This window comes from uncultured Sulfitobacter sp., from assembly GCF_947497275.1.
GTDB lineage: Bacteria > Pseudomonadota > Alphaproteobacteria > Rhodobacterales > Rhodobacteraceae > Sulfitobacter.
The window spans coordinates 100,668-123,004 of record NZ_CANMFS010000008.1; the positions used below are offsets into that span (position 1 = coordinate 100,668).

At 60.0% G+C, this 22,337-nt stretch carries 21 protein-coding genes; 13 read left to right on the forward strand and 8 right to left on the reverse strand.

The window, feature by feature from the left end:
• Positions 1 to 30 precede the first annotated feature (30 nt).
• Positions 31 to 1,185 carry a C4-dicarboxylate TRAP transporter substrate-binding protein gene (locus Q1A06_RS16140; protein WP_299565974.1) on the reverse strand — a complete coding sequence of 385 codons (1,155 nt, stop codon included), beginning with the start codon at positions 1,183 to 1,185 and terminating at the stop codon, positions 31 to 33.
• Between the two features lie 346 nt (positions 1,186 to 1,531).
• Here Q1A06_RS16140 and Q1A06_RS16145 point away from each other — a divergent pair, with 346 nt between their 5' ends.
• A complete protein-coding gene (locus Q1A06_RS16145) occupies positions 1,532 to 2,161 on the forward strand; it encodes a TetR/AcrR family transcriptional regulator (RefSeq protein WP_299565977.1) in 630 nt (209 codons plus the stop codon).
• Positions 2,162 to 2,169: 8 nt separating this feature from the next.
• Here the strand turns inward: Q1A06_RS16145 and Q1A06_RS16150 are convergent, their stop codons facing one another.
• The gene (locus Q1A06_RS16150; protein ID WP_299565980.1) at positions 2,170 to 2,418 is read right to left on the reverse strand and encodes a peptidase; all 249 of its coding nucleotides are present in this window, start codon (positions 2,416 to 2,418) and stop codon (positions 2,170 to 2,172) included.
• Positions 2,419 to 2,885: 467 nt separating this feature from the next.
• Between Q1A06_RS16150 and Q1A06_RS16155 the strand changes: the two genes are divergently transcribed.
• On the forward strand, positions 2,886 to 3,890 hold the full coding sequence (locus Q1A06_RS16155; RefSeq protein WP_299565982.1) for a Hint domain-containing protein: 1,005 nt from the start codon (positions 2,886 to 2,888) through the stop codon (positions 3,888 to 3,890).
• Between the two features lie 375 nt (positions 3,891 to 4,265).
• On the opposite strand, the gene Q1A06_RS16160 is transcribed toward Q1A06_RS16155, so the two are convergent.
• Entirely contained in the window at positions 4,266 to 5,867 is a 1,602-nt protein-coding gene (locus tag Q1A06_RS16160) for a class I adenylate-forming enzyme family protein (protein WP_299565985.1), read from the reverse strand.
• 218 nt (positions 5,868 to 6,085) lie between these two features.
• Here Q1A06_RS16160 and Q1A06_RS16165 point away from each other — a divergent pair, with 218 nt between their 5' ends.
• The 11 genes from Q1A06_RS16165 (at position 6,086) to Q1A06_RS16215 (ending at position 15,102) form a co-directional block, all read left to right on the forward strand.
• Complete coding sequence (locus tag Q1A06_RS16165; protein WP_299565988.1) at positions 6,086 to 6,316, forward strand: hypothetical protein; 231 nt, start codon at positions 6,086 to 6,088, stop codon at positions 6,314 to 6,316.
• A gap of 9 nt (positions 6,317 to 6,325) precedes the next feature.
• Positions 6,326 to 6,739: a HAMP domain-containing sensor histidine kinase gene (locus Q1A06_RS16170; RefSeq protein ID WP_299565991.1), complete on the forward strand. Its 414-nt coding sequence runs from the start codon at positions 6,326 to 6,328 to the stop codon at positions 6,737 to 6,739.
• Positions 6,717 to 7,160 (forward strand): TRAP transporter large permease subunit, encoded by a 444-nt coding sequence (locus tag Q1A06_RS16175; RefSeq protein WP_366523538.1) that lies wholly within the window; start codon positions 6,717 to 6,719, stop codon positions 7,158 to 7,160. Before Q1A06_RS16170 ends, Q1A06_RS16175 begins: the two co-directional genes overlap by 23 nt.
• Positions 7,157 to 7,891, forward strand: a complete 735-nt coding sequence (locus tag Q1A06_RS16180) for a carboxyltransferase domain-containing protein (RefSeq protein ID WP_299565994.1) — start codon at positions 7,157 to 7,159, stop codon at positions 7,889 to 7,891. Before Q1A06_RS16175 ends, Q1A06_RS16180 begins: the two co-directional genes overlap by 4 nt.
• Positions 7,888 to 8,907, forward strand: coding sequence for a biotin-dependent carboxyltransferase family protein (locus Q1A06_RS16185; protein ID WP_299565997.1), 1,020 nt, complete (start codon positions 7,888 to 7,890; stop codon positions 8,905 to 8,907). The genes Q1A06_RS16180 and Q1A06_RS16185 overlap by 4 nt, the downstream gene beginning before the upstream one ends.
• A 157-nt stretch (positions 8,908 to 9,064) precedes the next feature.
• Complete coding sequence (locus Q1A06_RS16190) at positions 9,065 to 9,880, forward strand: crotonase/enoyl-CoA hydratase family protein (protein WP_299566000.1); 816 nt, start codon at positions 9,065 to 9,067, stop codon at positions 9,878 to 9,880.
• A gap of 409 nt (positions 9,881 to 10,289) precedes the next feature.
• On the forward strand, positions 10,290 to 11,069 hold the full coding sequence (locus Q1A06_RS16195) for a transglutaminase family protein (protein ID WP_299566003.1): 780 nt from the start codon (positions 10,290 to 10,292) through the stop codon (positions 11,067 to 11,069).
• A 58-nt stretch (positions 11,070 to 11,127) separates the two neighbouring features.
• Positions 11,128 to 12,555, forward strand: a complete 1,428-nt coding sequence (locus Q1A06_RS16200; protein ID WP_299566005.1) for a circularly permuted type 2 ATP-grasp protein — start codon at positions 11,128 to 11,130, stop codon at positions 12,553 to 12,555.
• A gap of 4 nt (positions 12,556 to 12,559) precedes the next feature.
• A complete protein-coding gene (locus Q1A06_RS16205) occupies positions 12,560 to 13,501 on the forward strand; it encodes an alpha-E domain-containing protein (RefSeq protein WP_299566008.1) in 942 nt (313 codons plus the stop codon).
• Positions 13,502 to 13,513: 12 nt separating this feature from the next.
• Positions 13,514 to 14,311 (forward strand): transglutaminase family protein, encoded by a 798-nt coding sequence (locus Q1A06_RS16210; protein WP_299566011.1) that lies wholly within the window; start codon positions 13,514 to 13,516, stop codon positions 14,309 to 14,311.
• Between the two features lie 50 nt (positions 14,312 to 14,361).
• Entirely contained in the window at positions 14,362 to 15,102 is a 741-nt protein-coding gene (locus Q1A06_RS16215; protein ID WP_299566015.1) for a peptidase, read from the forward strand.
• A 10-nt stretch (positions 15,103 to 15,112) separates the two neighbouring features.
• Here the strand turns inward: Q1A06_RS16215 and Q1A06_RS16220 are convergent, their stop codons facing one another.
• The 5 genes from Q1A06_RS16220 to Q1A06_RS16240 form a co-directional block, all read right to left on the reverse strand.
• Positions 15,113 to 15,796, reverse strand: a complete 684-nt coding sequence (locus Q1A06_RS16220) for a DUF1045 domain-containing protein (protein WP_299566017.1) — start codon at positions 15,794 to 15,796, stop codon at positions 15,113 to 15,115.
• A 27-nt stretch (positions 15,797 to 15,823) separates the two neighbouring features.
• Complete coding sequence (locus Q1A06_RS16225; RefSeq protein WP_299566020.1) at positions 15,824 to 17,383, reverse strand: acetolactate synthase large subunit; 1,560 nt, start codon at positions 17,381 to 17,383, stop codon at positions 15,824 to 15,826.
• On the reverse strand, positions 17,380 to 18,954 hold the full coding sequence (locus Q1A06_RS16230) for a class I adenylate-forming enzyme family protein (protein WP_299566022.1): 1,575 nt from the start codon (positions 18,952 to 18,954) through the stop codon (positions 17,380 to 17,382). The genes Q1A06_RS16225 and Q1A06_RS16230 overlap by 4 nt, the downstream gene beginning before the upstream one ends.
• The gene (locus tag Q1A06_RS16235; RefSeq protein WP_299566025.1) at positions 18,951 to 20,960 is read right to left on the reverse strand and encodes a TRAP transporter fused permease subunit; all 2,010 of its coding nucleotides are present in this window, start codon (positions 20,958 to 20,960) and stop codon (positions 18,951 to 18,953) included. The genes Q1A06_RS16230 and Q1A06_RS16235 overlap by 4 nt, the downstream gene beginning before the upstream one ends.
• Positions 20,961 to 21,037: 77 nt before the next feature.
• Positions 21,038 to 22,174, reverse strand: a complete 1,137-nt coding sequence (locus Q1A06_RS16240; RefSeq protein ID WP_299566028.1) for a TAXI family TRAP transporter solute-binding subunit — start codon at positions 22,172 to 22,174, stop codon at positions 21,038 to 21,040.
• Positions 22,175 to 22,337 lie beyond the last annotated feature (163 nt).

Genomic DNA, 22,337 nt, shown 5'->3' on the forward strand with positions numbered 1-22,337 from the left:
AAGGGCGCCCGTCGTTACACGCTTTCAGGCTTACTGGCCGTATGTCGCGGGGTCGACCTTGGACAGAACTTCGTCCCAGTACAGTTGCTGCAACGCCTCGTTGCTGTCGACGTCCGCAACCAGACCGTTCCACTTTTCGAGCAGCGCTGGGAACGCGTCAGCGATCTCTCCGGCGCGTGCGACGTCGTAGGTGTCCTTGAAAAGGGCCGATACGGTTTCGAGATCCTGCTTCACGAACTCCTGTACGGCTGCGGTCAGTTCCGGCTCTGCCTGGTGGATGTTGATGCCCTTGTCCCGCGCGTTCTGGATCGCGGTCGCGTCATCTGTGTAGAAGTTCCAGGTGGTGTTCGCTGTCATGTGGCTGCCGCCCCACAAAAGCACTTCGCGCGAAGCGTCGTCCATGCCCTTCCAGCGATCAAGGTTGATGTTGGCGCTTGCGACACCGGCGAAAGCACCGCCCGGCACGCCCAGTGTGATGTCGGTGACGACCTCATGCAGGTTGTAGTTGGTAAGCTCGGGCGCGCTGAGCATGGCGCAGTCGAGAATGCCCTGATCGAGCGCCTCATAGACTTCGCTGACTGGCAAGCGTACGCCCTGAGCGCCGAAATGTTCGGCAAAGCGGACGAACCCGGCACCACCGGCACGCAGCCGCTTACCCTTGAGATCTTCGATCGACGTGACTTTTACATCTTTGCACAGCATGTTGTAGAGCGGCGTCACACCGGCACCGGTCCAGACCTGATTTTGCGCCTTGAACTCTTCGAGGCATTCGGGACAATCGTTCAACGTGTATTCCAGCATCGCACCGGTAAACGCGAGCGGCTCCTTGCCGTTGGGATTCTCGACAAGGTTGATGAGCAGGTTCATCTCGTGCAGGAACAGGTTGGTCGGGTATTCTGCGGCGAAATACGGGGTCAGCACAAAACCTACGTCGGCCAAGCCATCACGCACACCCGCGCTGGTTTCCGAAAGGCTCAGCAGCGACATCGGAAAACCGGTGGCCGTCACTTCGCCGTCCGAACGCTCTTCGATTGCTGCGGCGTAATTGTCGACCGCCTGACCCACGGCTGAGGTGTTCGGATAGCCGTAGGCAAAGTTGAGCCGTTCTTTCGCCACGGCCTGTCCGGCAACTGCGGATGCGACGAGCGTCGCGGCAAGCGTCAGGTTGATTTTGGGTGTTTTCATGGTGCTCCTCCAAGCGTATGCAGTTTTGTCCGGCACGCGATGTGCCGGATGCAGGGATCATTTTTTGTTTTGCTCCGCGACCCACTCTTCTTGGGTCGCGGTGGGTGATATCCCGGTTTGGGCTGGCAGACCAACATTCCCGGTAGTATGCTAACCTCTACATGCCGCGCGCGGGTGTCAATACGAATATCCGTGATGCGCCCGTCCGGCGCGGGATGTAGGAGGAATTGCAGATGTGCATGCGCGTTGCCCCGACTTGAGGAGGTAGGGGGGAACGCGCCACTGTCCACGGGAAAATTATGGAACAGTCACATCGCAGGAGAGGAAAAACGGGGGGAGACAGCTTGTGAACAAGCATCAGGCGCTATCGGCTGGCAAGGCGGAGAGCCTTCAGCAAATCACCGACGCGGCAGCGCAATGTTTCATGGCGAAGGGGCTGGAAAAAGCGACAATCGACGATATCGCGGACGTGCTCGGCGCGACCAAGGGGCGGGTGTATCATCACTTCCGCTCCAAGAACGCGATCTATTTCGCGGTGCACCGACAGGCGATGCAATATTGTTTCGACGCGGTCGAGCCGGTCCTGAAACAGGACATCCCAGCCGACGAAAAGCTGTTTCGGATGGCGGTTGCCCATGCGCATGTGATGATGGACACCTTACCATATCAGCGCAGTATTCGTCTTGGCGTGGACATCTATCTGCGCGGTCCGACCACGCAGGCCGAGCGGGAGGTGCTGACAGAACTGATCGAGCAGCGCAACGGCTATGAAAACCTGTTCCGCGACGTGCTCCGGTCGGGCAAGGCCGCCGGAACGCTTGACGTACCCAATGTGGACCTTGCCGGCCGCGCGGTGATGGGTGCGCTCAACGGTCTGGTCGACTGGTACCGGATTCGCCCCGATCAAAGTGCCGCAGACCGGGCTGCCATCGCGGATGGCCTCGCGCATACGATCATTTACGGCATCAAGGCGTAGCCTGCGTGTTATGCAGCGAGCACGAGATACCGTGCGATCCCATAGAGGTAGAGGGCCGAGAAGACGATATTGATGTACTTCAGCTGCGGCTCGGCGCGCAGCCAGCCGCAGTACACCCAGATCAGACAGAACGGCAACCCCAGCAACATCGCTGCCAGCTGCCAATTCTGAACGATCGAAATTGTGCTGCACAGGCCAAGCGTAAACGCCAGCCATTTCAGGTGCTGCTCGTACCGAGCCAGGTTCGCATACGTCATTTTCAGAGAATCCAGATCACCAGCGCCGTGAACCCGGCGTTCTGGTGCGCCAATACTAGCGGCATCGGGCGTTTCGCGCAATATCGCGCGGGCCGGATGTGACAGGGGGAGGGTATGATGCCGCGTGAAAATCAGGTTCGCCCGGGCGTTCGGTTTACGGTCGTATAAACCTTGTCTGGTTCGTAGGGAATACCGCACATTTGGTGCCGTCGCGCACCCCAGAGGATCCGACACATCAGTGCAATCTGGCCCTCTGCGCAAAACTGGCGATCTGACAGGGTGCTGGAGTGATCTGAGACCGAACAGCTGTCTCCGGCGTATTTGGAGAGCATTTGATGCGAATGGCTCGGGGGGCTTTGGGGATTGTTTACGAACCGCCTTTACAAGCGGCGGCGAGTGTTGCGCCGAAAGTGACCCTCTTTTGTGCGCGGTTTCGTTCCCCGCACTGGTTGAAACGGGGACGCGCCATGGCGACAGTTTTTGATTTTCTTGAACTTACAGACATCAGCGAGAATACCACGTATTCTCACGCTGCGGGAAACCTCCTGAGTGTCGTGGATCAGGTAAGCTCCTCGGATTTGAATGACAATGAGTTCGATGAGGGTGACGATATTCTGATCGGCGGTGTTTCCTACAACATCGATCTGATTCAGAAACCGTCTTCTGGCGGCAAGTTCACTCTCGGGGATGGAAGCCAGCAGACCTTTGGTTCCGGCATGGAAATCAATCTTGATGTGGTCTTTCTGACTGTTTCAAACGGCGGTGATGTCAGACATTTTGCCATACCCAACGACAGCTATGGCGACATGAATGTGCAGTCGATTCAGATTGGTGAACTCAGACACAGCAGATTCAATGACGTTAAACTGATATCGACATCGAACAATGAGGTGAATGCAGTCTGTTTCGCAGATGGTACCATGATCAAAACCCCGAACGGTGAGACCGCCGTTGAAAAAATTGAGATCGGCAACCTCGTTCTGACACGCGATAACGGCGTGCAACCCGTCCGGGCAATACTGGTTCGAAAACTGGATTTCAGAACTGCACCGGAACGGTTGAAGCCAATCGCATTTTCAAAGGATTCCCTTGGTCCGAGCCGTCCGCACAGCAAGCTTTGCGTATCTCCACAGCACCGTATGCTGGTGGTGGACCCGTCGGGGAACATGGTCCTGGTGCCTGCCAAAGCGCTGCTTCCAAGGCGAGGAGTTCGCGTGGCACACGGCAGACGTCAGGTGACCTATATCCATCTCGTTTTCTCTGCGCATCAGATTATCTACGCAAATGGCACCCCGACAGAGAGCTTCTTTCCGGGCCGTATGGCGATGGAGGCGATCCCGGAGACCTGCCGTGCCGAAATTCAGGATTTATTCGGCGAAGATGTGGCAAGTGACACGGGCAACCACAGGAAGGCCGCTGCCCCGGTATTGCGTGTTCAGGAAGCACAGCGTCGAATGTCGAGCTTTCCCTAACAGCCGCCCAGCGAAGATGACACGGTTCGAGAAATTTATAAGCCTCGCATTTTCCAGTACCGGCTGCGCGCAATAGGATTGGTGGTTTCACAGGACTAAATGGAAACAGCCGGCTACAAGACTTGGTGCCGCCTGAGTTCTTCTTGGCGCGTTGGGCGAAGCCATCAATTCCCGGCAGATGATAATCAGTAGAGTAAGCGTATCGAGATCGAACCCGTAGAACAGCCGAGCATTGCCTTTTGCCTACCGAGCACCTCGCCCCCTGATTGCCGTAACCCGAAGGGAACAGCGGCATCTGCTGTGATCAAGCACAGGATTTTAACGGTATCGGCTCAAAACAGATCCACGAAACCTGTCATGGCGGTCGCTCGGGCTTTAATCCGGCAAGCGCGCGCGCAGCGTGTTCTTGACGATCTTGCCGTTGGCATTGCGCGGCAGCGGTTCGGGATCGAAGGTCACGAAATCAGGGGCTTTGTAATCAGCCAGTTTTGATCTTACGAAAGCTCTGACCGCATCCGTATCAAGCGCGGTATCGTTGGTGTGCACAAAGACGTGCATCTTTTCGCCAAGCACCGGATCCGCCCGCCCGATGGCGGCGCATTCGATCACGCTGGGATGGGCGGTCAGGGCATTCTCGACCTCGACGCTGTAGATGTTGTAGCCGCCTCGGATGATCATATCCTTGCGCCGATCGTGCAGACGGATAAAGCCCTGCGCATCACGCGATCCCATGTCGCCGCTCTTCCAGTAACCATCGTGAAACTCGCTGCGGGACCGTTCGGGGTTGTTCCAATAGCCGGGAACCGTCATCGGCCCTTTGATCCACAACTCGCCATGTTCGCCGTCGGGCACATCCTGGCCGGACGTGTCCACCAGCCGGATATCCGCGCAGGGCACCGAGATGCCGATGCTGTCTGAGCGTTCCACGCCATAGCCGATGGGCAGGATCGTGACCGCCGAGGTCAGCTCGGTCGCGCCATAGGCGTTCATCACGCACAGGTTCGGCAGCTTTTCCGACAGTTCCTGCACCGTCGATTGCGGCATCGGCGCGCCACCGTAGCCGCCGATACGCCAGTGCGACAGATCGTAGTCCGCAACGGTGCAGCGCAGCAGGAAGAGGTTGTACATCGCAGGCACCATCAGCGTTTGCGTTACCTTTTCCTGCTCTACCAGAGCCAGAAAATCATGCGCTGCAAAAGTCTCCATCATCACGGTGCAGCCGGCGGTTTGCAGCATCGTGAAGATCGTGGCGACCAGACCTGTTACATGGCTTGCGGGGACGCAGAGCAATGACCGCTCGTCCGCGCCCAATTCCATGCACAGCTCGAAATGCATGGCGGAGTGAACGATGTTGAGATGGGTCAGCGTGGCCCCCTTCGGCTTTCCCGTCGTGCCGGAGGTATAGAGGATCACGGCAATGTCTTCCTCATCAACATTCGCGGCCTGGGTCAGCGGGGCATCGGCAACCAGCGTCGCGAACGGCTCTGATCCTTCGACATTGCCGCCGACGCAAAACAGATGCGCCACTTCCGGTACGGCGCTACGATCAGGCAGCCTGTCCGCCACCGCCGTACCGTGCACGACGATACGTGCGCCGCATTGGTTGAGGATGAATTCCAGTTCCTCCGCCCCTTCGCGGATGTTGATCGGTACGGCGATGGCCCCCAGCCGCAGGCAGGCCATCATCACGGTCAGAAATTCGGCCCGGTTGCTGAGCAACAGCGCGACGCGGTCTCCCTTGCCGATTCCGTACTCCTGCAACCCCGCGGCAAGGCAGCCGATCTGTCGGTCAAACGCTGTATAGGTCAGGCGGGTGTCGCCGCTTATCAAAGCTTCGCCGTCCGGCGTGCGTGCGCATGCGGCGGCCAGCATCGCGTTCAGATTCGCCGGCCGGTCCCTGAAACACTTCATCTCCCGACCGTCGTAATGAATCTCCGTCCGGATGCGATCCGTGATCGCTTGTGACCATTGCGGCATCTGTAATCCCCCCGGTTTTAGCCGACTTTACGCAATCCGCGCGCGACTGCAACCGCCGGGCACACCCTGCCAGCGGACCGGGTCGCAATTAACCGTGATTTCATCCTGTGGGCCTATTGGTTTTGCCAGGCAGGCAGCGAGTGACAGGGTCAAGATGGTTGTAGTTGTAGGCGTCCGCTTTTGGGACTCATCTTGCGCTGTGCTGTCTGGGAAGCCAGATGGCACCTGCGCGAAATTCGGTCCGACCGGTCCTGCGCGCCACCTACGCCCACTTCTATCCCGACAGTTTCACCGGCGCTGGCGGGCAGGCAGAAGGGTACATCATCGATGTGATCAACACTCTCGCAGTGCAGGATATGATGTCCGCTTTCCCGTCTCCCGGAATACGCCTGCATTTCCTGATCTTCTCGCCGTGGGCAAGATCGACATCATGCCGTTTCTCTGCCTGACACCCGAGCGTGTGGGGACCGGGTTGGCCACGTCCGCTCTGGGCACCTATAAGGTGCATATCTTCATGCGTCGCCAACACGGTCAAGTATCACGACCGGGCGGATGGAAACATCACCGTGCGCGCCCGCACCACCGCTACGCAAACCGTGTTCGAGGTAGAAGACGATGACCCCGGCATTCCCAAGTCCGAGCACGTCCGGATCTTCGATCCGTTCGCGCGACTGACGAAAGTGCAGGACACCGGACTTGACCTTGCGTTCATCCACAGGACGGTAAGGGGATGGGGCGGCGATGTGACGGTAGCAGATGCGCCCGGACGCGGTACGGCCTTTAGCGCCGCTTTTGTGATGGCGTTCAGGGGCGAACTCAACCGGACGGATGAGGCGATCGGCTGGTTCGATGAAGCGGATGGCGCGATATGATTTCCCTTGTGTCTATCGGGATCCGGGGCCCGTTTGCCCTTTCGATCCCGGTGGGCATCCTCCTTTCCCGCTTGGCTTCATGTTTGTTGTCGACTGCACCTATTTCGTGCTCGGATTCTACATCGAAACGCCGTCTTTGACGGTCATCACCATCCCGATCATCGATCCCTTGGTGATCCGGCAGGGATATGATCCGATCTGGTTCGGCATCTTGATGATTGTGCTGTCGGAAATGGCGTTAACCACACTGCGCGTGCGTCTGAACCGCTATATGGTGCAAGGCGTGCGCAAGAGCGGCAAGATGATTGATGTAATGATCGGAGCCGTTCCTTGTGCCGCCGCGATGCTGATGATGGTTGCGGCGGTCTTCGCCTTCCCGCAGATTGCGCTCATGCTGCCGAATATGTTGCAACGACCATGACACAGGATTGGCCACAGATCCGAACCGCCGGGTTCGACGGTTTTCTGGTAAGCTTCGGCGACAGCCTGAGCGAGCCGGCGAACCGCGCGGCTCTCGCGTTCCGCGCAGCCGTCGCGCGGGCGGGGTGGGACGGGATCCTCGATACCTCGACCTCGCTTGTCTCCGCCTATCTGCAATTTGATCCGCATTGGCGCGACCACGCGGCGATGCGCGCGGCCCTTGAGACGCTGCTGGGCGAGCGGGACTGGTACGCCGCCGATCTGCCCGAAGGCCGCAGCCTGTGGCGGGTGCCGACCGTCTATGGCACAGACATTGCTCCGCAACTCGCTGAGGCGGCAGCGGCGGCGGGGATGAGCGTTCAGGAGGCGATCACTTCAATCAGCGAAACGCGGGTGCGGGTTCAGACCATTGGTTTCGCTCCGGGTCAGCCCTATCTGGGCACGCTGTCGTCTGCGTGGGACATCCCGCGCCAGACCGCATTGACCGATAAAGTGCCAGAGGGCGCGCTGACTGTGGCGATCCGACAGCTTGTGCTGTTCTCGGTTTCCACACCGACCGGCTGGCGACACATCGGCCAGACCGCGTTCAGACTTTTCCGACCCGATGCCGAAGTACCGTTCGTTCTGCGCCCCGGTGACGAAGTGCTGTTCGAGCCGACGGATGCCGAGACGCTGCACAACATGCGCGCCGCCGGCCCCGATGGCGGTGCCGTCCGGGAAGACATCGCATGAGCCGTCTGCTGACGATCCGCCGGGCGGGCCCAGGCATGACTGTGCAGGACATGGGGCGCGAGGGCTATCTATCCTTTGGCCTGTCCCGGGGTGGCGCGGCAGACCGGCAGGCGCTTTACGAGGGGGCCGCACTGCTGGCGCAGGATCCAGCAATGGCTGCGATTGAGATGGCGGGGATGGGCGGCGAATTCGAGGCGGACACGGATCTGCGTATTGCGCTGACCGGTGCGCCTATGCGCGCGGGCATCGACGGAACGGCAATTGCATGGAATGCCAGTCACTTCTTGCCAAAGGGGGCGCGTCTGAGCATCGGCGCGGCGGATGAGGGTGTGTACGGCTATCTGCACGTGGGCGGCGGGATCGCCACGCCAGAGCGGCTGGGCGGGCGGAGCGCGCATTTGGCGGCGGGGCTGGGGAACGCGCTTGGCGCCGGTGACACGCTCGAGATCGGGGCCGACCGAAATGCGGAGGCCCCCAGCATGTGCCTGCCGCCAGATCCGCGCTTTGATGGCGGACCGGTGCGGCTGGTGCCAAGCCTACAGACCTCGTTTTTCGCGCAGGCGGAACTGGACCGGTTCGAGACAACCACGTTTCAACGCGACGCGCGGGGCAACCGCATGGGCGTGCGCATTCTGCCCGAGGGCGATGGTTTTCATTCCGAAGCGGGGCTGAGCGTGTTGTCCGAAGTCATCGTGCCGGGGGATGTGCAAATCACCGGCGACGGCACTCCGTTCGTGCTGCTGGCCGAGTGTCAGACAACCGGCGGCTATCCGCGTATAGGTGCCGTTTTGCCTGCCGATCTGCCACGCGTGGCGCAGGCGCGGCCCGGTGTCGCACTTCGGTTCAGCTTTGTCACGCTGGAAGAGGCTGTAGCGATTGATGCCAGGTTGCGCGCGCATCTGATAAATCTGTCTGCCGCCGTAAGGCCGTTGACGCGCGATCCCGCTGATATCCGCAATCTGCTGTCCTACCAGCTGATCAGTGGCGTTACAGCAGGCGACGATCTGGAACTCTGACCATGGATCGGCGGGGTGTGCCAAGCAGAATGCGGGCAGGAATTGAGCAACGGCGCGCGTTTTTCTTGCACGGACCGGTCGGTGCTGTATCACCTGCGGGGCAGAGCCCGTTTGCCGCAGGCTTGGGCCCATTAAATTCGACTTGAAGGAACTGAACATGACGCTCCATATCGACCCCGCCCGTTACACCAATCTTGCCCTCGAAGCGCATGACGACGGGGTCTGGATCGTGACACTGAACCGACCCTCCAAACGCAACGCGCTTGATCTTGCGACCATCGACGAGCTGGTGGATTTCTTTTCCGCAGCACCGCGTGCGGGCGTGCGTGCCGTTGTCCTTGCGGGGGCGGGGGATCATTTCTGCGCAGGCCTTGACCTGATCGAACATCACGACGAGGACCGCAGCGCGGCCGATTTCATGCATGTCTGCCTGCGCTGGCACGAGGCGTTCAACAAGATGGAATACGGCGGTGTGCCGATCATCGCTGCGTTGCAGGGGGCGGTTGTGGGCGGCGGGCTTGAACTGGCCAGCTCGGCACACATCCGGGTGATGGACCACAGCGCCTATTTCGCTTTGCCGGAAGGTCAGCGGGGGCTGTTCACCGGCGGCGGTGCCACGATCCGCGTGACCGATCTGGTCGGTAAATCACGGATGATCGACATGATGCTGACGGGCCGCGTCTATCAGGGGCAGGAGGCCGTGGATCTGGGGCTTGCGCAGTATATTACCGACGGGTCCAGCTTTGACGCGGCGCTGGAGCTTGCGCGCAAGACGGCGCAGAATCTGCCGCTGTCGAATTTCGCGATCTGTTCTGCGGTAAGCCATATGCAGAACATGTCGGCGATGGACGCCGCCTATGCCGAAGCGGTCGTTGCGGGCGTGGTCAACACCCAGCCGGATGCGCGCGCGCGGCTTGCAGCTTTTGCCGACAAGAGCGCGGCACGGGTACGTCCGAACGCGCAAAAGGCATAAGCTGCGTGAAGATGGGCGGATGATCAAAGGGCACCAGATGGAATGGTTCTGGCGCCAGCCGCCCGGTTATGTTCCATCTCCAGGTTGCGCCTCGCCGTGCAGTCGTCACAGACTGCCGTCTGCCCTGCCTTCGCATCGTTTTTCTGTAAAGAAGGCACAGGATCGGTACTGATCCAGGTGCGGGCGGGATGTCTCAGGCAACGCAGTGGCTCGCTGATCCGGCGCAGACCGCCGAATGGCACGGCGGACTGCTGCGTTTGCGTGCAACGGACTGCGTGCGCGTGCAGGTCATTCTGCCGGACGAGCTATTTTCGGAATCGGACTGCAGGGTGCCACGTCAAGCATCGACAGGGGCGGCGCTAGATGCCATGATGCACGACCCTGCTGCCCTTCATTGTCGGAAAACCACATGCTCATTTCCATTCGGACGCACCTTGTCTACACGGCTGAAAACCCGTGTGACGTCTTGTTACAGATCGAGGCGGCGCGCGAGCCGGTACAATCGTGTCACGCGTCGACACTGACGCTGAACGCCGACGGCGAAAGCCGGGTCATTGGCGACGACGAAGACATCGGTACCCGCCGGTGGTTGCGGGCACCCAAGCGTTTTGAATGTGAGTACACCGCACAGATCGAGGTCACGCGGACCGCGCACGATCTCGCGGCGCTTCAAGCCAGCCCTTTGATCGAAACCCCCGGCGATGTGACGAAATATTTGATGCCGTCGCGGTACTGCCATCCCGAAGCCTTCTTTGAATTCGTGCCGCAGACGTTCGGCGATCTGACCGGGGGCGCGCTCGTTTCGGCGCTGAATGACTGGATCAATGCCAACTTCACATATGACAACGGGATCAGCGATGCGGCGACCACGGCGACCGACAGTTTTAACAACCGCGCGGGCGTCTGTCGCGATTACGCCCACGTTCTGATTGGGATGGCCCGCGCCGCAGGTTTGCCCGCGCGATTTGTCAGCGGCTACGGCCCAGAGGTCACGCCGCAGGATTTCCATGCGGTGGCAGAGGTCTATCTGGAAGGGGCGTGGCACTTGATTGATTCCACCGGCATGTCGCAGCCCTCCAATTTCGTGCGTGTCGCGGTCGGGCGGGATGCGGCGGATGTGTCGTTCATGACGTCCTATGGTGTGATGGAGCTTAAAAAACAGACGGTAGAGGTCGCGAAGACCGTGTAATTCAGGGCGTTTTCTGTCTGCGTGTTGTAGTGATCAAAAATCGGGCTATCTTTTCGATATGAATACAAAACACCCCCATTTCGATGAAATGCTCGCAAGTGATTCAAGTGTCCGCGCGCCCTATAGTGGCTATAACACCTGGTTCTCGGAGCAGGATCCGGCGCGGCTGAGCAAGAAATCCAAGGAAGCCGAAGCGTTCTTCCTGCGGACGGGTATTACGTTCAACGTATACGGCCAAGCCGCCGCTCAAGAGCGGCTGATCCCCTTCGATCTAATCCCGCGGATCATTGCGAATGCGGAGTGGACGCGCTTGTCACGTGGGATCGAGCAACGGGTGCGCGCCATCAACGCGTTTCTGCACGACATCTACAACCGGCAGGAAATTTTGCGCGCCGGTGTCGTCCCGGTCGAGCTGATCTCGCGCAATGCGGCATTCCTGCCGCAGATGGTCGGATTTTCGCCACCGGGCAACGTCTATACCCACATCGTCGGCACCGATATCGTGCGCACCGGCGAGAATGATTTCTTTGTGCTGGAAGATAACGCACGCACGCCGTCGGGCGTGTCGTACATGCTCGAAAATCGCGAAACGATGCTTCAGATGTTCCCCGAGCTCTTCACCCAGAACCGGGTGCAGCAGGTCAGCGATTATCCCAAGAACCTGCGCCGTTCGCTTGAGGCCTGCGCCCCGCCCAACTGCGATGGCAAGCCAACAGTCGCAATCCTGACACCGGGCATCTACAACTCGGCGTATTTCGAGCACTCTTTTCTGGCCGACCAGATGGGTGTCGAGTTGGTCGAAGGACATGATTTGCGCGTGCTGGATGGCCGCATCGCGATGCGTACTACCCAAGGGTTCAAGACCATCGACGTGCTTTATCGTCGGGTCGATGACGATTATCTAGATCCGCTGAACTTCAAGCCGGAGTCGATGCTGGGTGTGCCGGGGATCATGGATGTCTACCGCGCCGGCAACATCACGATTGCCAACGCGCCCGGAACCGGAATTGCGGACGACAAGGCGATTTATTCCTACATGCCGGAGATCGTCGAATTCTACACCGGCGAACAGGCGCTTTTGAAAAATGTGGAAACGTGGCGCTGTTCCGAGCCGGACGCGCTGGCCTATGTGCTTGAAAACCTGTCGGAGCTCGTTGTGAAGGAAGTTCACGGTTCGGGCGGTTACGGTATGCTGGTCGGCCCCGCCGCGAACAAGCGCGAAATCGCGGCATTTTCGGCCAAGCTGAAGAAAAATCCGGGCAATTATATTGCGCAGCCGACGCTGTCGCTCTCGACGGTGCCGATCCTCGCGAAAAAGCAGCTTGCGCCGCGTCATGTTGACCTGCGACCCTATGTGCTGTGCTCGCCCAAGGGGATCAACATCACGCCGGGCGGGCTGACCCGTGTCGCACTCAGGGAAGGATCGCTTGTGGTGAATTCCAGCCAGGGCGGTGGGACCAAAGACACTTGGGTTCTGGAGGACTGATGTGATGTTGGGAAAAACCGCAGGTGGTCTTTACTGGATGTTCCGCTTTCTGGAGCGGGGCGAGAATACGGCACGGCTCGTCGAGGCGGGGTTTCGCATCGCACTGACCCGTTCCAACGACGCGGCGTCTGAATGGAGATCATTGCTGACATCGGCGGGGGTCAGCGCCGGATACAAGGCGAAGTACGACCAGTTCACGGCAGCACAGGTGGTGGATTATCTGCTGCGTGACACGACAAATCCGTCCAGCGTCATCTCTGTGACTGAAAAGGCGCGTACCAATGCCCGCATGGTGCGAACGGCCTTGACCACCGAGGTGTGGGAAGCCGTCAATGAGAACTGGATGGGGTTGAAGGAGCTGCTCAAACGGCCCGTGAAGGAAACCGATCTGCCCGCGATACTGGGCGAGATCCGGCGCCAGAATGCCCTGGTGCGTGGGGCCGTATCGGGCACGATGCTGCGCACCGATATCTACGATTTCATTCAATTGGGCACCTCGATCGAACGGGCGGACAACACCGCGCGGATCATCGATGTCAAATATTACACGCTGCTCCCCTCGACCAGTTTCGTCGGATCTCCGCTTGACAATGTGCAATGGGAAACGATCCTGCGCAGCGTCTCGGCACATCGGTCTTTCAGGTGGCTGAACAACACCGAGATGACATCGTCGAACGTGGCCGAATTCCTGATCCTCGATGCGCGCTTTCCAAGGTCGCTGTCGTTTGCCTGTGGCACCATCGACCAGAACCTGGGCTTTCTTGCCAAGGAATACGGCACCACTCCGCAATCGCACCAGATGATCGCCGCGCAACGCGAAAAGCTGCGTCGTCACACGATTTCGACGATCTTCGACGAAGGTCTGCACCAGTTCATTACCGACTTCATCCGTGAAAACAATGCCATTGGACAACAGATCGAACAGGATTACCGGTTCAACGGCTAGACACAGGACAGCATGAAACTCTCCATTGCCCACACCACCCAATACGACTACGACGCGCCGGTGATTTACAGCCTGCAACAGGTGCGCCTGACACCGCCGGATTCGGTCCATCAAACGGTGCGCAACTGGTCGCTCGATATCGAGGGGGGGCGCGAAGAGTTATCTTTCGTCGACCAATACCAGAACCTTACAACGCTGGTTCAGGCAGAGCCCGGTGAAACCCGTGTAGCAATCACCGCGTCCGGAGAAGTGGAAACACATACCGCGAACGGTATTTTCGGAAAGATCTACGGACGTGCACCGCTTTGGCATTTCATGCAGTCGACCTCACGCACCGCACCGGGGCGCAGGATCAACAAGCTGGCGAAACTGATCCGGCGCAAAGGGGACCTGCTGGGTGATCTGCACAAACTCTCGGCAGAAATCCTGAGCATCGTACCCTATAGCACCGCACCGACGCAGGCGACCACGACGGCGGAAGACGCGCTGGGGGCGGGGGGCGGAGTATGTCAGGATCACGCGCAGATCTTTGTCGCCGCCGCGCGCGCCGCCGGCGTGCCGGCCCGCTATGTCAGCGGATACCTGATGATGAATGATCGCGTCGATCAGGACGCGAGCCATGCCTGGGCCGAGGCCCATCTGGACGATCTCGGCTGGGTCGGTTTCGACGTTTCCAACGGCTATTCACCCGATGAACGCTACGTCCGGATTGCGGCTGGACTGGATTCGCGCGATGCAGCGCCCATCACGGGCATGCGCCTTGGCGCTGCGCGTGAATCAATGATTGTATCGCTTCAGGTTCAGCAATAGGGAGTGGAACATTCCCGGTCTGTCCGTGATCTAGCTATTGGAATTATACAGTGACCTATTGCGTCGGCCTGCGGTTGAAACAAGGCTTGGTGTTCATGTCCGACACGCGAACCAACGCGGGCGTCGATAACTTTTCGGTGACGAAAAAGATGTTCACCTGGCATGTGCCGGGCGAGCGGATGATCACTTTGATGACTGCCGGAAATCTTGCCACGACACAGGCGGTTATCAGCCTTCTGGAAGAGCGCTCCAAGCAGCCGTCCGACCGCAGCCCGACTATCCTCGAACAACCGACGATGTTTCAGGTGGCGCGCGTGGTCGGTGCGACGCTGATGGAAGTGATCGAAAACAGCGGCCCCGAGGGCCAGACAGCGACATCGCAGTTCAAGGCATCCGTTATCGTCGGCGGGCAGATCAAGGGCGGGATGCCGACCCTGTTTCTGATCTATCCCGAAGGCAATTTTATCGAGATCAGCGAAGACAATCCCTTTTTTCAAATCGGTGAAGCGAAGTACGGTAAACCGATCCTCGTGCGGGCCTATGAAGCGGACATGAGCTTTGAGGATACGATCAAGTTGCTGATGGTGTCGTTTGATTCCACGATCAAAGCGAACCTGTCCGTCGGGCTGCCGCTGGATCTGCAGGTCTATGCCAAGGACAGCTTTGAACCTACCGAGCTGCCACGCATCACCCAGGACGACGAATACTATCAGCTTATCTCCCAAAGTTGGGGGGAGGCGCTGCGAACGGCGTTGATGCATTTGCCAAGCTACAAACTGCAATCGGACTGACAACTGCCGGTCAGGCTTTGCCAATGAGCCGGTACCGCGCAATCTGATGAAACAGTCCCTCGCTGTCCTCTCCCATGAGCGTTACCGCGTCGATGGGATAAGGCTGCGGGACGAGGGATTCCACCCGGGCAGCCAGCGCCGCAATGACGCGTGCCGCATCGCTGTGGGAAAGTGATCCGGTCAGCGTGATATGAAAGTTGAAGTCGTCAAAGACATACGGATATCCCCATCCGTGCAGCTGCTCCGTCTGACGTGCGCTTAACCGCGCGGGCACGCGGCGCGCGATTTCCGGGTCAGTCAGCGGGGCGCGAAACCGGTCGAACGCGCGCACGACCTCTTCGGCGAGCGCGCATAGGGCACGGCTGTCAGCCGTCGGGCGCAACGCCACGAAACGGAACCTGTCGCTCAGCGCGACCTGCGAAAGCATGACCGGCGCGCGGGTGGCCGCGAACTCGGCCATCGCGCGCTCAAGGTCGATTTGGTCCGCACCATTGATTAGACGAAATGGCGCCTTCAGCGTCGCGTGCAGCCCATATTTCCGTGGTGCCGCGGTAACGGAGGACACGTCGACACCGTCGATTTGTGGATGCGCAGCGGCCTTGCCGCGCGCGCTGTCCCACCCCAACCAAGAGGCGCCGAACTCCGCCAGCGGACCTTCGGGCGGCGTGTGGAAAACCGCGTAACGTGTATACATCGCGCCCGCCCCTGCGTGCCGCTGCCTCTATAGCATGACTTCGATGAGACGTGGACCAGATCCCGACAGGCCTTCGTCCATCGCCGCTTCCAGCGCCTCGCACTCCGTGACCTGCTCTGCCTCGACGCCCATGGAACGGGCCATCTGCACCCAGTCGATGGCGGGTCGGTCGAGGCTGAGCATGTCCAGCGCGCGGGGGCCAGGATTGCTCACCCCGACGTTGGTCAACTCGCCGCGCAGAATCTTGTAGCTGCGGTTCGCGAAGATCAGGACAGTGATGTCGAGATTCTCACGCGCCATCGTCCACAGCGCCTGAACAGTGTACATCGCCGAGCCGTCGCCGAGCAACGCCAGCACCTTTCGGTCAGGACAGGCGACGGCGGCACCGATGGCCACCGGCATGCCGTAGCCGATGGACCCCCCGCAATTGTTGAGCCAGTCATGCTTTGGCGCGCCTTTGGTAACGGGAAAGAATGCGCGACCCGTGGTGATGGATTCGTCCACGACGATGCCGTTTTCAGGGATTGCACGGGCGATCACAGCGGCAAGATTGTCGAGGTTGATCGTACCTTCGGGGCGGTCGGGCAATTCCGCCTCGGCAACATGTGCGGGGGGGGTATCGGTGGCCCCGGTCGCCGCGCACAAAGCGTCGAGCGCGCCAGTCAGATCCGCACCGCCATCCGCCAGCTTGAGAATTTCGGCGCCCTCACGTGTCAGAACGGCGGGCATACCGGGATAGGCGAAAAACCCGATGGGCGCACGCGCGCCCAGAAGGACGATACGCTTGTAGGGTTCGAGCACTTTCAGCGCGATATCGATGGGATAGGGCACACGGCCCACAACGACCCGTCCCGCACCCCGTTCAAGCCGCGCGTTCGCCCATTCCGACAACAGCTTGCAGCCGGTCTTTGCCGCGATGCGGCCCGCCGTCTTAAGATTGGCCTCGGTCAACGCCCCGCCGCCAAGCAACAACAGCGTCTCTGGGCCATCGAGAGCCTGCGCCGCCTGCTCCAGAATGCTGTCATCGAAGGGCTGCGGTGCCGGCACGGCAAGCGCGTCCTGCGGCACCCCGCCGTCCGTCCATGCCGTATCGCTCGGCAGGATCAACGATGCGATCTGACCCGGTGCGGTCATCGCGGCCTGCACCGCGTCGGCGGCGTCCTGTCCGACTGTCGTGGAGGTGGGCGAGGTACGAACCCAATGCGATACGGGCCGCGCGATGCCCTCGATGTCCGAGGTAAGCGGCGCGTCGAGTTCGATGTGGCTCGGCGCGTGCTCGCCGATGATATTCACGACGCCGGAGCCCGCTTTCTTCGCGTTGTGCAGATTCGACAGGCCATTGGCGAGGCCGGGGCCGAGGTGGAGCAGCGTCGAGGCGGGTTTGCCCGCCATCCGGTAGTACCCATCGGCGGCACCGGTCGCGACGCCTTCCTGCAAGGCCAGCACGGATCGCATCCCCGCTACATGATCCAGTGCGGCGACAAAATGCATTTCGGAGGTTCCGGGATTGGTAAAACACACCTCGACCCCGCTCGCCAGAAGGGTTTTCACGAGGCTTTCGGCGCCGTTCATGGTGTCATCAGTCACGGGTTTTCCTTTTGATTTTTCCAGTAGGGTGCGCGCAGATCCTTCTTGAGGATCTTGCCGATGGTGCTGCGGGGCAGGCTTTCGCGGACCTCCACCGCCGACAGGCGCTGGCTTTTGCCCAGTATGTCGTTTGCGCGGTTGCGCAGATCGTCGCCAGTGCGCGCCGCGCCTTCGCGCAGCACTACGAGGCCCAGCGGCGTCTCGCCCCACTGCTCAGACGGCACACCGATCACGGCGGCGTCCACGACGTCGGGATCCGAAAGCAGAACCAGCTCAAGATCATTGGCATAGATGTTGAGGCCGCCGGAAATGATCATGTCCTTCTTGCGGTCGGACAGGACCAGAAATCCGTCCTTGTCGAACGACCCCATATCGCCGGAGCGAAAGAAAATCTCTCCGTCAGCATCGCGCCAGATGTACTCGGCCGTCAGATCATCGCGACCGTAGTATCCCGCCATCATCGTCGGTCCGCGCCCGCAGATCTCGCCAACCGTGCCGGGCGGGACTTCATTGCCCTGCGCGTCGATCAGTCGGATGTCGTTACCCGGCGCAAGCTGGCCAACCGTGTGCAGCTTGGTGGGGTGTTCATCGGCGACCAGGACGGTAACGCCGCCGCCTTCGGTCAGGCCGTAGTATTCGATTAGCTTACCGGGAAACCGGGCGAGCACATCTTCCTTCACATCGCGGCGCAGGGGGGCGGAGGTAGAGAATTTGATCCGCATGGCGTCCAGATCGAAACTGTCGAAATCGACCACGTCCATGATGCGCTTGTACTGGACGGGCACCAGCATCGTATGGGTTATCTTCTCGCGCGCGGCGATTTCGAGGTATGCGCGCGCGTCGAATTTGGGCATCAGATACACCGTGGACCCGCCGAACAGCGTCGGAAGGAACGATACTATGGTGGTATTGGAATAAAGCGGCGTCGAAATCAGCGTGCGGGCCTCGTCGTCGTATCCATTGGGCGTCACGCGGTCCATCTGCGCCGCGCGCATCCAGTGATTGTGCAAGATCCCCTTGGGGGTGCCCGTGGTGCCGGACGAATAGATCAGGTTGAACGGATCGTTCATGTCGATGGGAACCATCGGGTCATCCGTACCCGCATTGGCCAACGCGTCTTCGTAGCTTTGATAGCCGGGGTCGGCAAAATCAATCGCGAAGCGTTCGAGCGGAAGAGAGGGCAGAAAGCTGTCCACCAGGTCCCGGTACTGCGCGGCGACAAAGATCGCGCGCGCGCCGCAATCCAACAGCATCTTGTGCAACGCGTCGGGCGATGCCATCGACGATAGCGGCGTGACGCATCCACCGGCGCGCAGGATGCCCATGAAAAGCTCGGCGTAGGGTATGGAATTGGGCGAGATCACCGCGACGGTGTCGCCTTTTTGCAGCCCCCGGTCGAGCAGCAGGTTTGCGACCTTGTTGATCCGGGTATCGAAGGAACCCCAGCTGAGGGTTTCTCCTGCACATACGATTGCAGTCTTGTCGGGATGCGCGCGCGCGTTCACGCGGACCCGGTCGACGATGGTTTCGACCGGCGGCGTGCCGGAGACGGGAGGTTCGATCTTGATCATTGGCTTCCGACCGCTTTTGCCCCGGCTGAATTTGCACGCCATGCAACGAACAACGGCAAAGCACACAGGGCGGCACCGATGACGAAAGATTCGACATAGCCGATGTTCATGATGTCAGTCTTCGGTTTGGCGATCATTACGCCGCCGAAGAACAGCATTACGCGCAGTGGCAGACCGGCAGCTCCTGTCAACGGCCCCACAAGGCTGACGTAGCCTTGCAGCGCCGCCCCGATCATCGCAACGCCGATCAACGCACAGCTCAGGGCGGTGACGACCTCGAGCGCGGGTGCCTGTCCGATCAGTGCGGGGTTCAATACGAAGAAGAAAGGCGCGATGTAGATGACGCCGCCCAGGCGCATCGCCTCGAACCCGGTTGCGATCGGATTGGACCCGGCCATGGTGGACGCGGCGAAAGCACCCAGGGCAACGGGGGGCGTGATGTAGCTGACCATGCCCCAATACAGAATGAACAGGTGCACAGCGAGCTGGTTCAGCCCGCCGGCTTCCAGCGCGGGTGCGAGTACGACGGCAAGGAAGATATAGCACGCCGTAACCGTCATCCCCATACCGAAGATGAACGCCGTGACCGCGCCCATGAGTACCAGCACCAGCGTGTTGTCACCCGCCATGAAAACCAGTTCGTTGACCAGCGTCCCGGCAAGCCCGGTGGCGGAGAACGAGCCCACGATAAGACCGACACCCAGCAGGATCGCCGTCAGTTCGGCAAGACCCATGCCAACGCCCACGATCATGTTGCCAAGCCGTTCGAGGTTAAGCCGGTGGGACGCGCGGAACTGGTTTACCACGAGCAGCAGTGCAGTTGCGTAGAAAGGCGCGGAGGTTTCGCGGCGCATGACGATCATCATGAACAACAGCAGCGCGAAAACAAAGATGTAGGGCCAGCCTTCTTTCATCACCTGCTTGAGAACCGGCAGATCCGGCTTGGGCAGACCGCGCAGGCCACGACGCGCGGAATAGGCGTCGATCTGTACGAAAAGGCTGAAGTAGTACAGAATGCTCGGGATCGCCGCCGCGAGCGCGATTTCCACGTAGGGACGCGACAGGAACGATGCCATGACGAACGCGGTGGCCCCCATGATGGGCGGCATCAACACACCGCCGGTGGAGGCGCAGGCCTCTGTCGCGGCGGCGGTCTTGGCGGAAAAGCCGGTTTTGCGCATGGCGGGAATTGAGACTGCGCCGGTCGTCAGCACATTCGAGATGACCGAGCCGGACATCGACCCCATGAACCCGGATGCGAAAATCGACACTTTCGCAGCGCCGCCGCGGTACCCGCCGACCATGCCAAGGGCGAGATCGTTGAAGAATTGACCGCCCCCGGTACGCTGCAGGACCGCGCCGAACAGGATAAAGCCGATGACCACGCCACCGAAGGCCTTCATGGGGATGCCGAAAGAACTTTCGGCTGAATAGATGTGATAGGGAACCGTCTGCATGAACGTGCTTTGGAAGCCCGAAAACGGGTCAGGCACCTGCCCTGCGAAAGTCGGGTAGAACGCAAACAGGGTGACGATGCAGAACAGGATCAACCCACCCGCGCGGCGGGTCGCTTCGAGGATCAGCAGGAAAAAGACCACGGCGACGTATTGCGCAAACTCGGGCGCCGCGTATTCCCATCCCTGCGATAGGTTCGCCTGTGCATTCTGGCTCAGGTAGAATGTCGTGACGAGCGACAGCGCGAAGAGCACCCAGTCCAGCACGGAGGGCGTTCCGCCCTTGCCACCGCGGATCTGGAAGATGAGAAAGCTGAGAGCCAGGAACAGGCCGCCCAGCAGATAGAGGTACCGCCCGTCGATCAGGACGATTCCAAAAACCTGGATGTTGAAAAGCTGGTTCACGACCAGCGCCAGCGAGAACAGCGTGCCGATGATCACGACCCAACGTGCCGGTCCGGCAATACGCTCGGCGGGTGTGGCTCCGTCGATGGAAACCTCCTCAAATGCCTTTTTCGGCGCCGAGGTGTCGGGCGTATTTTCGTTGGACATGGGCTGGCTCTCTTTAACAGAAGTCGAAAAAGACCGGCCGGCATACCGCGCCGACCGGTCCGATTAACGGCTCAGGATCAGAATGTGATCTCGAACCCGCCATCTTTCAAAGCCTGACGACGCGCTTGCGCCCATGCCGCCTCCCAATCTTCGGGATCGGTTTCCTTCAGTGCGTCCCACGCACCGATCAACGCTTCCTGGCGCTTGACCAAGTTGTCGTTATGCGCCTGCGCGGCATCCGACCAGACACCTTTCTCGGTATAATAGCGGATCGCACCTTCATGATAGGGAACGACCCATTCCATATCCTGTTTGTCGATTGACCAGCCGCTGATGCCGGGGGCCTTGCCGTCATACTGCGGGAACAGCTCGACCATCGCTTTGGTCATGTTATAGACCAGATCTTCGTCCGTCTCGTCCGTTGCCGTCAGAACAGGATAGGCATAGCCCGCGCCCTGATAGCCGTCAGTGCCGTCGATTGTCGCGCCGACCATGGCCTTATTCGGCGTAAAGAAGGGGGCGATTGCCGTCATCCGCGCGATACCTTCGGCGTTGTCAGGATCGATCGGGGGCCAGAACAAACCGCGCGGACCCGCTTCGGCCTCATAGGCCTTGCCGGAGTTCGTGGAGGCGAAGGTCGCATCGACCTGGCCTTCGATCAAACCGGTCCAGCCGGCACCGAACCCACCGAAATCGACGCGCTCCACGTCATCCCATGTCAGCCCGCCGTAGGCAAGATAGGCTTCCGTGTTCACGTTCAACGCCGGCGCGCCGACGATGTAGGCCACGCGCTTGCCCTTGAGATCGGAGAACTCCTCGATGCCCATATCGGCGGCTACGCCGACCGCAAGATTGATCGCGCCGCCGTTGTTGGCCATCAGGACGCGGATCGGCTGTGGACCCCAGTTTTCGGCACCGAAATCAAACACGCCTTCTTGCGCCATGAAACTGCCACCGACACCCGTCGCGGAGAATTCGACGCGACCCTGCCGCAGCGGTTCAGTGCGTGAAACGTCGTTCTTTCCCGGCAGCACGCGCAGGTTTACACCCGTCGCATCCTGCAGCGCCGCACCGATGGCCACGGCCTGGTTATAGCCGGCCGATCCGGTGTCGTAGGCTGTCCAGCTCAGTTGTTTTGGCAGATCTATCTCCTGCGCTGTCGCCATCGTGGCCGACAGGCCGAAAACAGCAATAGCCGTAGTAAAATTATTCATCGTTTCCTCCCTTTGATGATTTCGGAACACGCCGATTGTGTGGCGCATCCGATGCGGCGATGGACGTCATTATTTCGAAACGACGTTTCGCTCTTCGGAACAGGGTATGAATTTTGCGTTTCCATTGTCAACTGACCTTAAGCCAAATCGACGCGCCGGATCG

Bases quoted from the DNA above. Each gene is read 5' to 3' on its own strand.
- Q1A06_RS16140 (WP_299565974.1), bottom strand. From the start codon at position 1,185: ATGAAAACACCCAAAATCAACCTGACGCTTGCCGCGACGCTCGTCGCA.
- Q1A06_RS16150 (WP_299565980.1), bottom strand. From the start codon at position 2,418: ATGACGTATGCGAACCTGGCTCGGTACGAGCAGCACCTGAAATGGCTG.
- Q1A06_RS16155 (WP_299565982.1), top strand. From the start codon at position 2,886: ATGGCGACAGTTTTTGATTTTCTTGAACTTACAGACATCAGCGAGAAT.
- Q1A06_RS16160 (WP_299565985.1), bottom strand. From the start codon at position 5,867: ATGCCGCAATGGTCACAAGCGATCACGGATCGCATCCGGACGGAGATT.
- Q1A06_RS16165 (WP_299565988.1), top strand. From the start codon at position 6,086: ATGGCACCTGCGCGAAATTCGGTCCGACCGGTCCTGCGCGCCACCTAC.
- Q1A06_RS16175 (WP_366523538.1), top strand. From the start codon at position 6,717: ATGAAGCGGATGGCGCGATATGATTTCCCTTGTGTCTATCGGGATCCG.
- Q1A06_RS16180 (WP_299565994.1), top strand. From the start codon at position 7,157: ATGACACAGGATTGGCCACAGATCCGAACCGCCGGGTTCGACGGTTTT.
- Q1A06_RS16185 (WP_299565997.1), top strand. From the start codon at position 7,888: ATGAGCCGTCTGCTGACGATCCGCCGGGCGGGCCCAGGCATGACTGTG.
- Q1A06_RS16190 (WP_299566000.1), top strand. From the start codon at position 9,065: ATGACGCTCCATATCGACCCCGCCCGTTACACCAATCTTGCCCTCGAA.
- Q1A06_RS16195 (WP_299566003.1), top strand. From the start codon at position 10,290: ATGCTCATTTCCATTCGGACGCACCTTGTCTACACGGCTGAAAACCCG.
- Q1A06_RS16200 (WP_299566005.1), top strand. From the start codon at position 11,128: ATGAATACAAAACACCCCCATTTCGATGAAATGCTCGCAAGTGATTCA.
- Q1A06_RS16205 (WP_299566008.1), top strand. From the start codon at position 12,560: ATGTTGGGAAAAACCGCAGGTGGTCTTTACTGGATGTTCCGCTTTCTG.
- Q1A06_RS16210 (WP_299566011.1), top strand. From the start codon at position 13,514: ATGAAACTCTCCATTGCCCACACCACCCAATACGACTACGACGCGCCG.
- Q1A06_RS16220 (WP_299566017.1), bottom strand. From the start codon at position 15,796: ATGTATACACGTTACGCGGTTTTCCACACGCCGCCCGAAGGTCCGCTG.
- Q1A06_RS16230 (WP_299566022.1), bottom strand. From the start codon at position 18,954: ATGATCAAGATCGAACCTCCCGTCTCCGGCACGCCGCCGGTCGAAACC.
- Q1A06_RS16235 (WP_299566025.1), bottom strand. From the start codon at position 20,960: ATGTCCAACGAAAATACGCCCGACACCTCGGCGCCGAAAAAGGCATTT.
- Q1A06_RS16240 (WP_299566028.1), bottom strand. From the start codon at position 22,174: ATGAATAATTTTACTACGGCTATTGCTGTTTTCGGCCTGTCGGCCACG.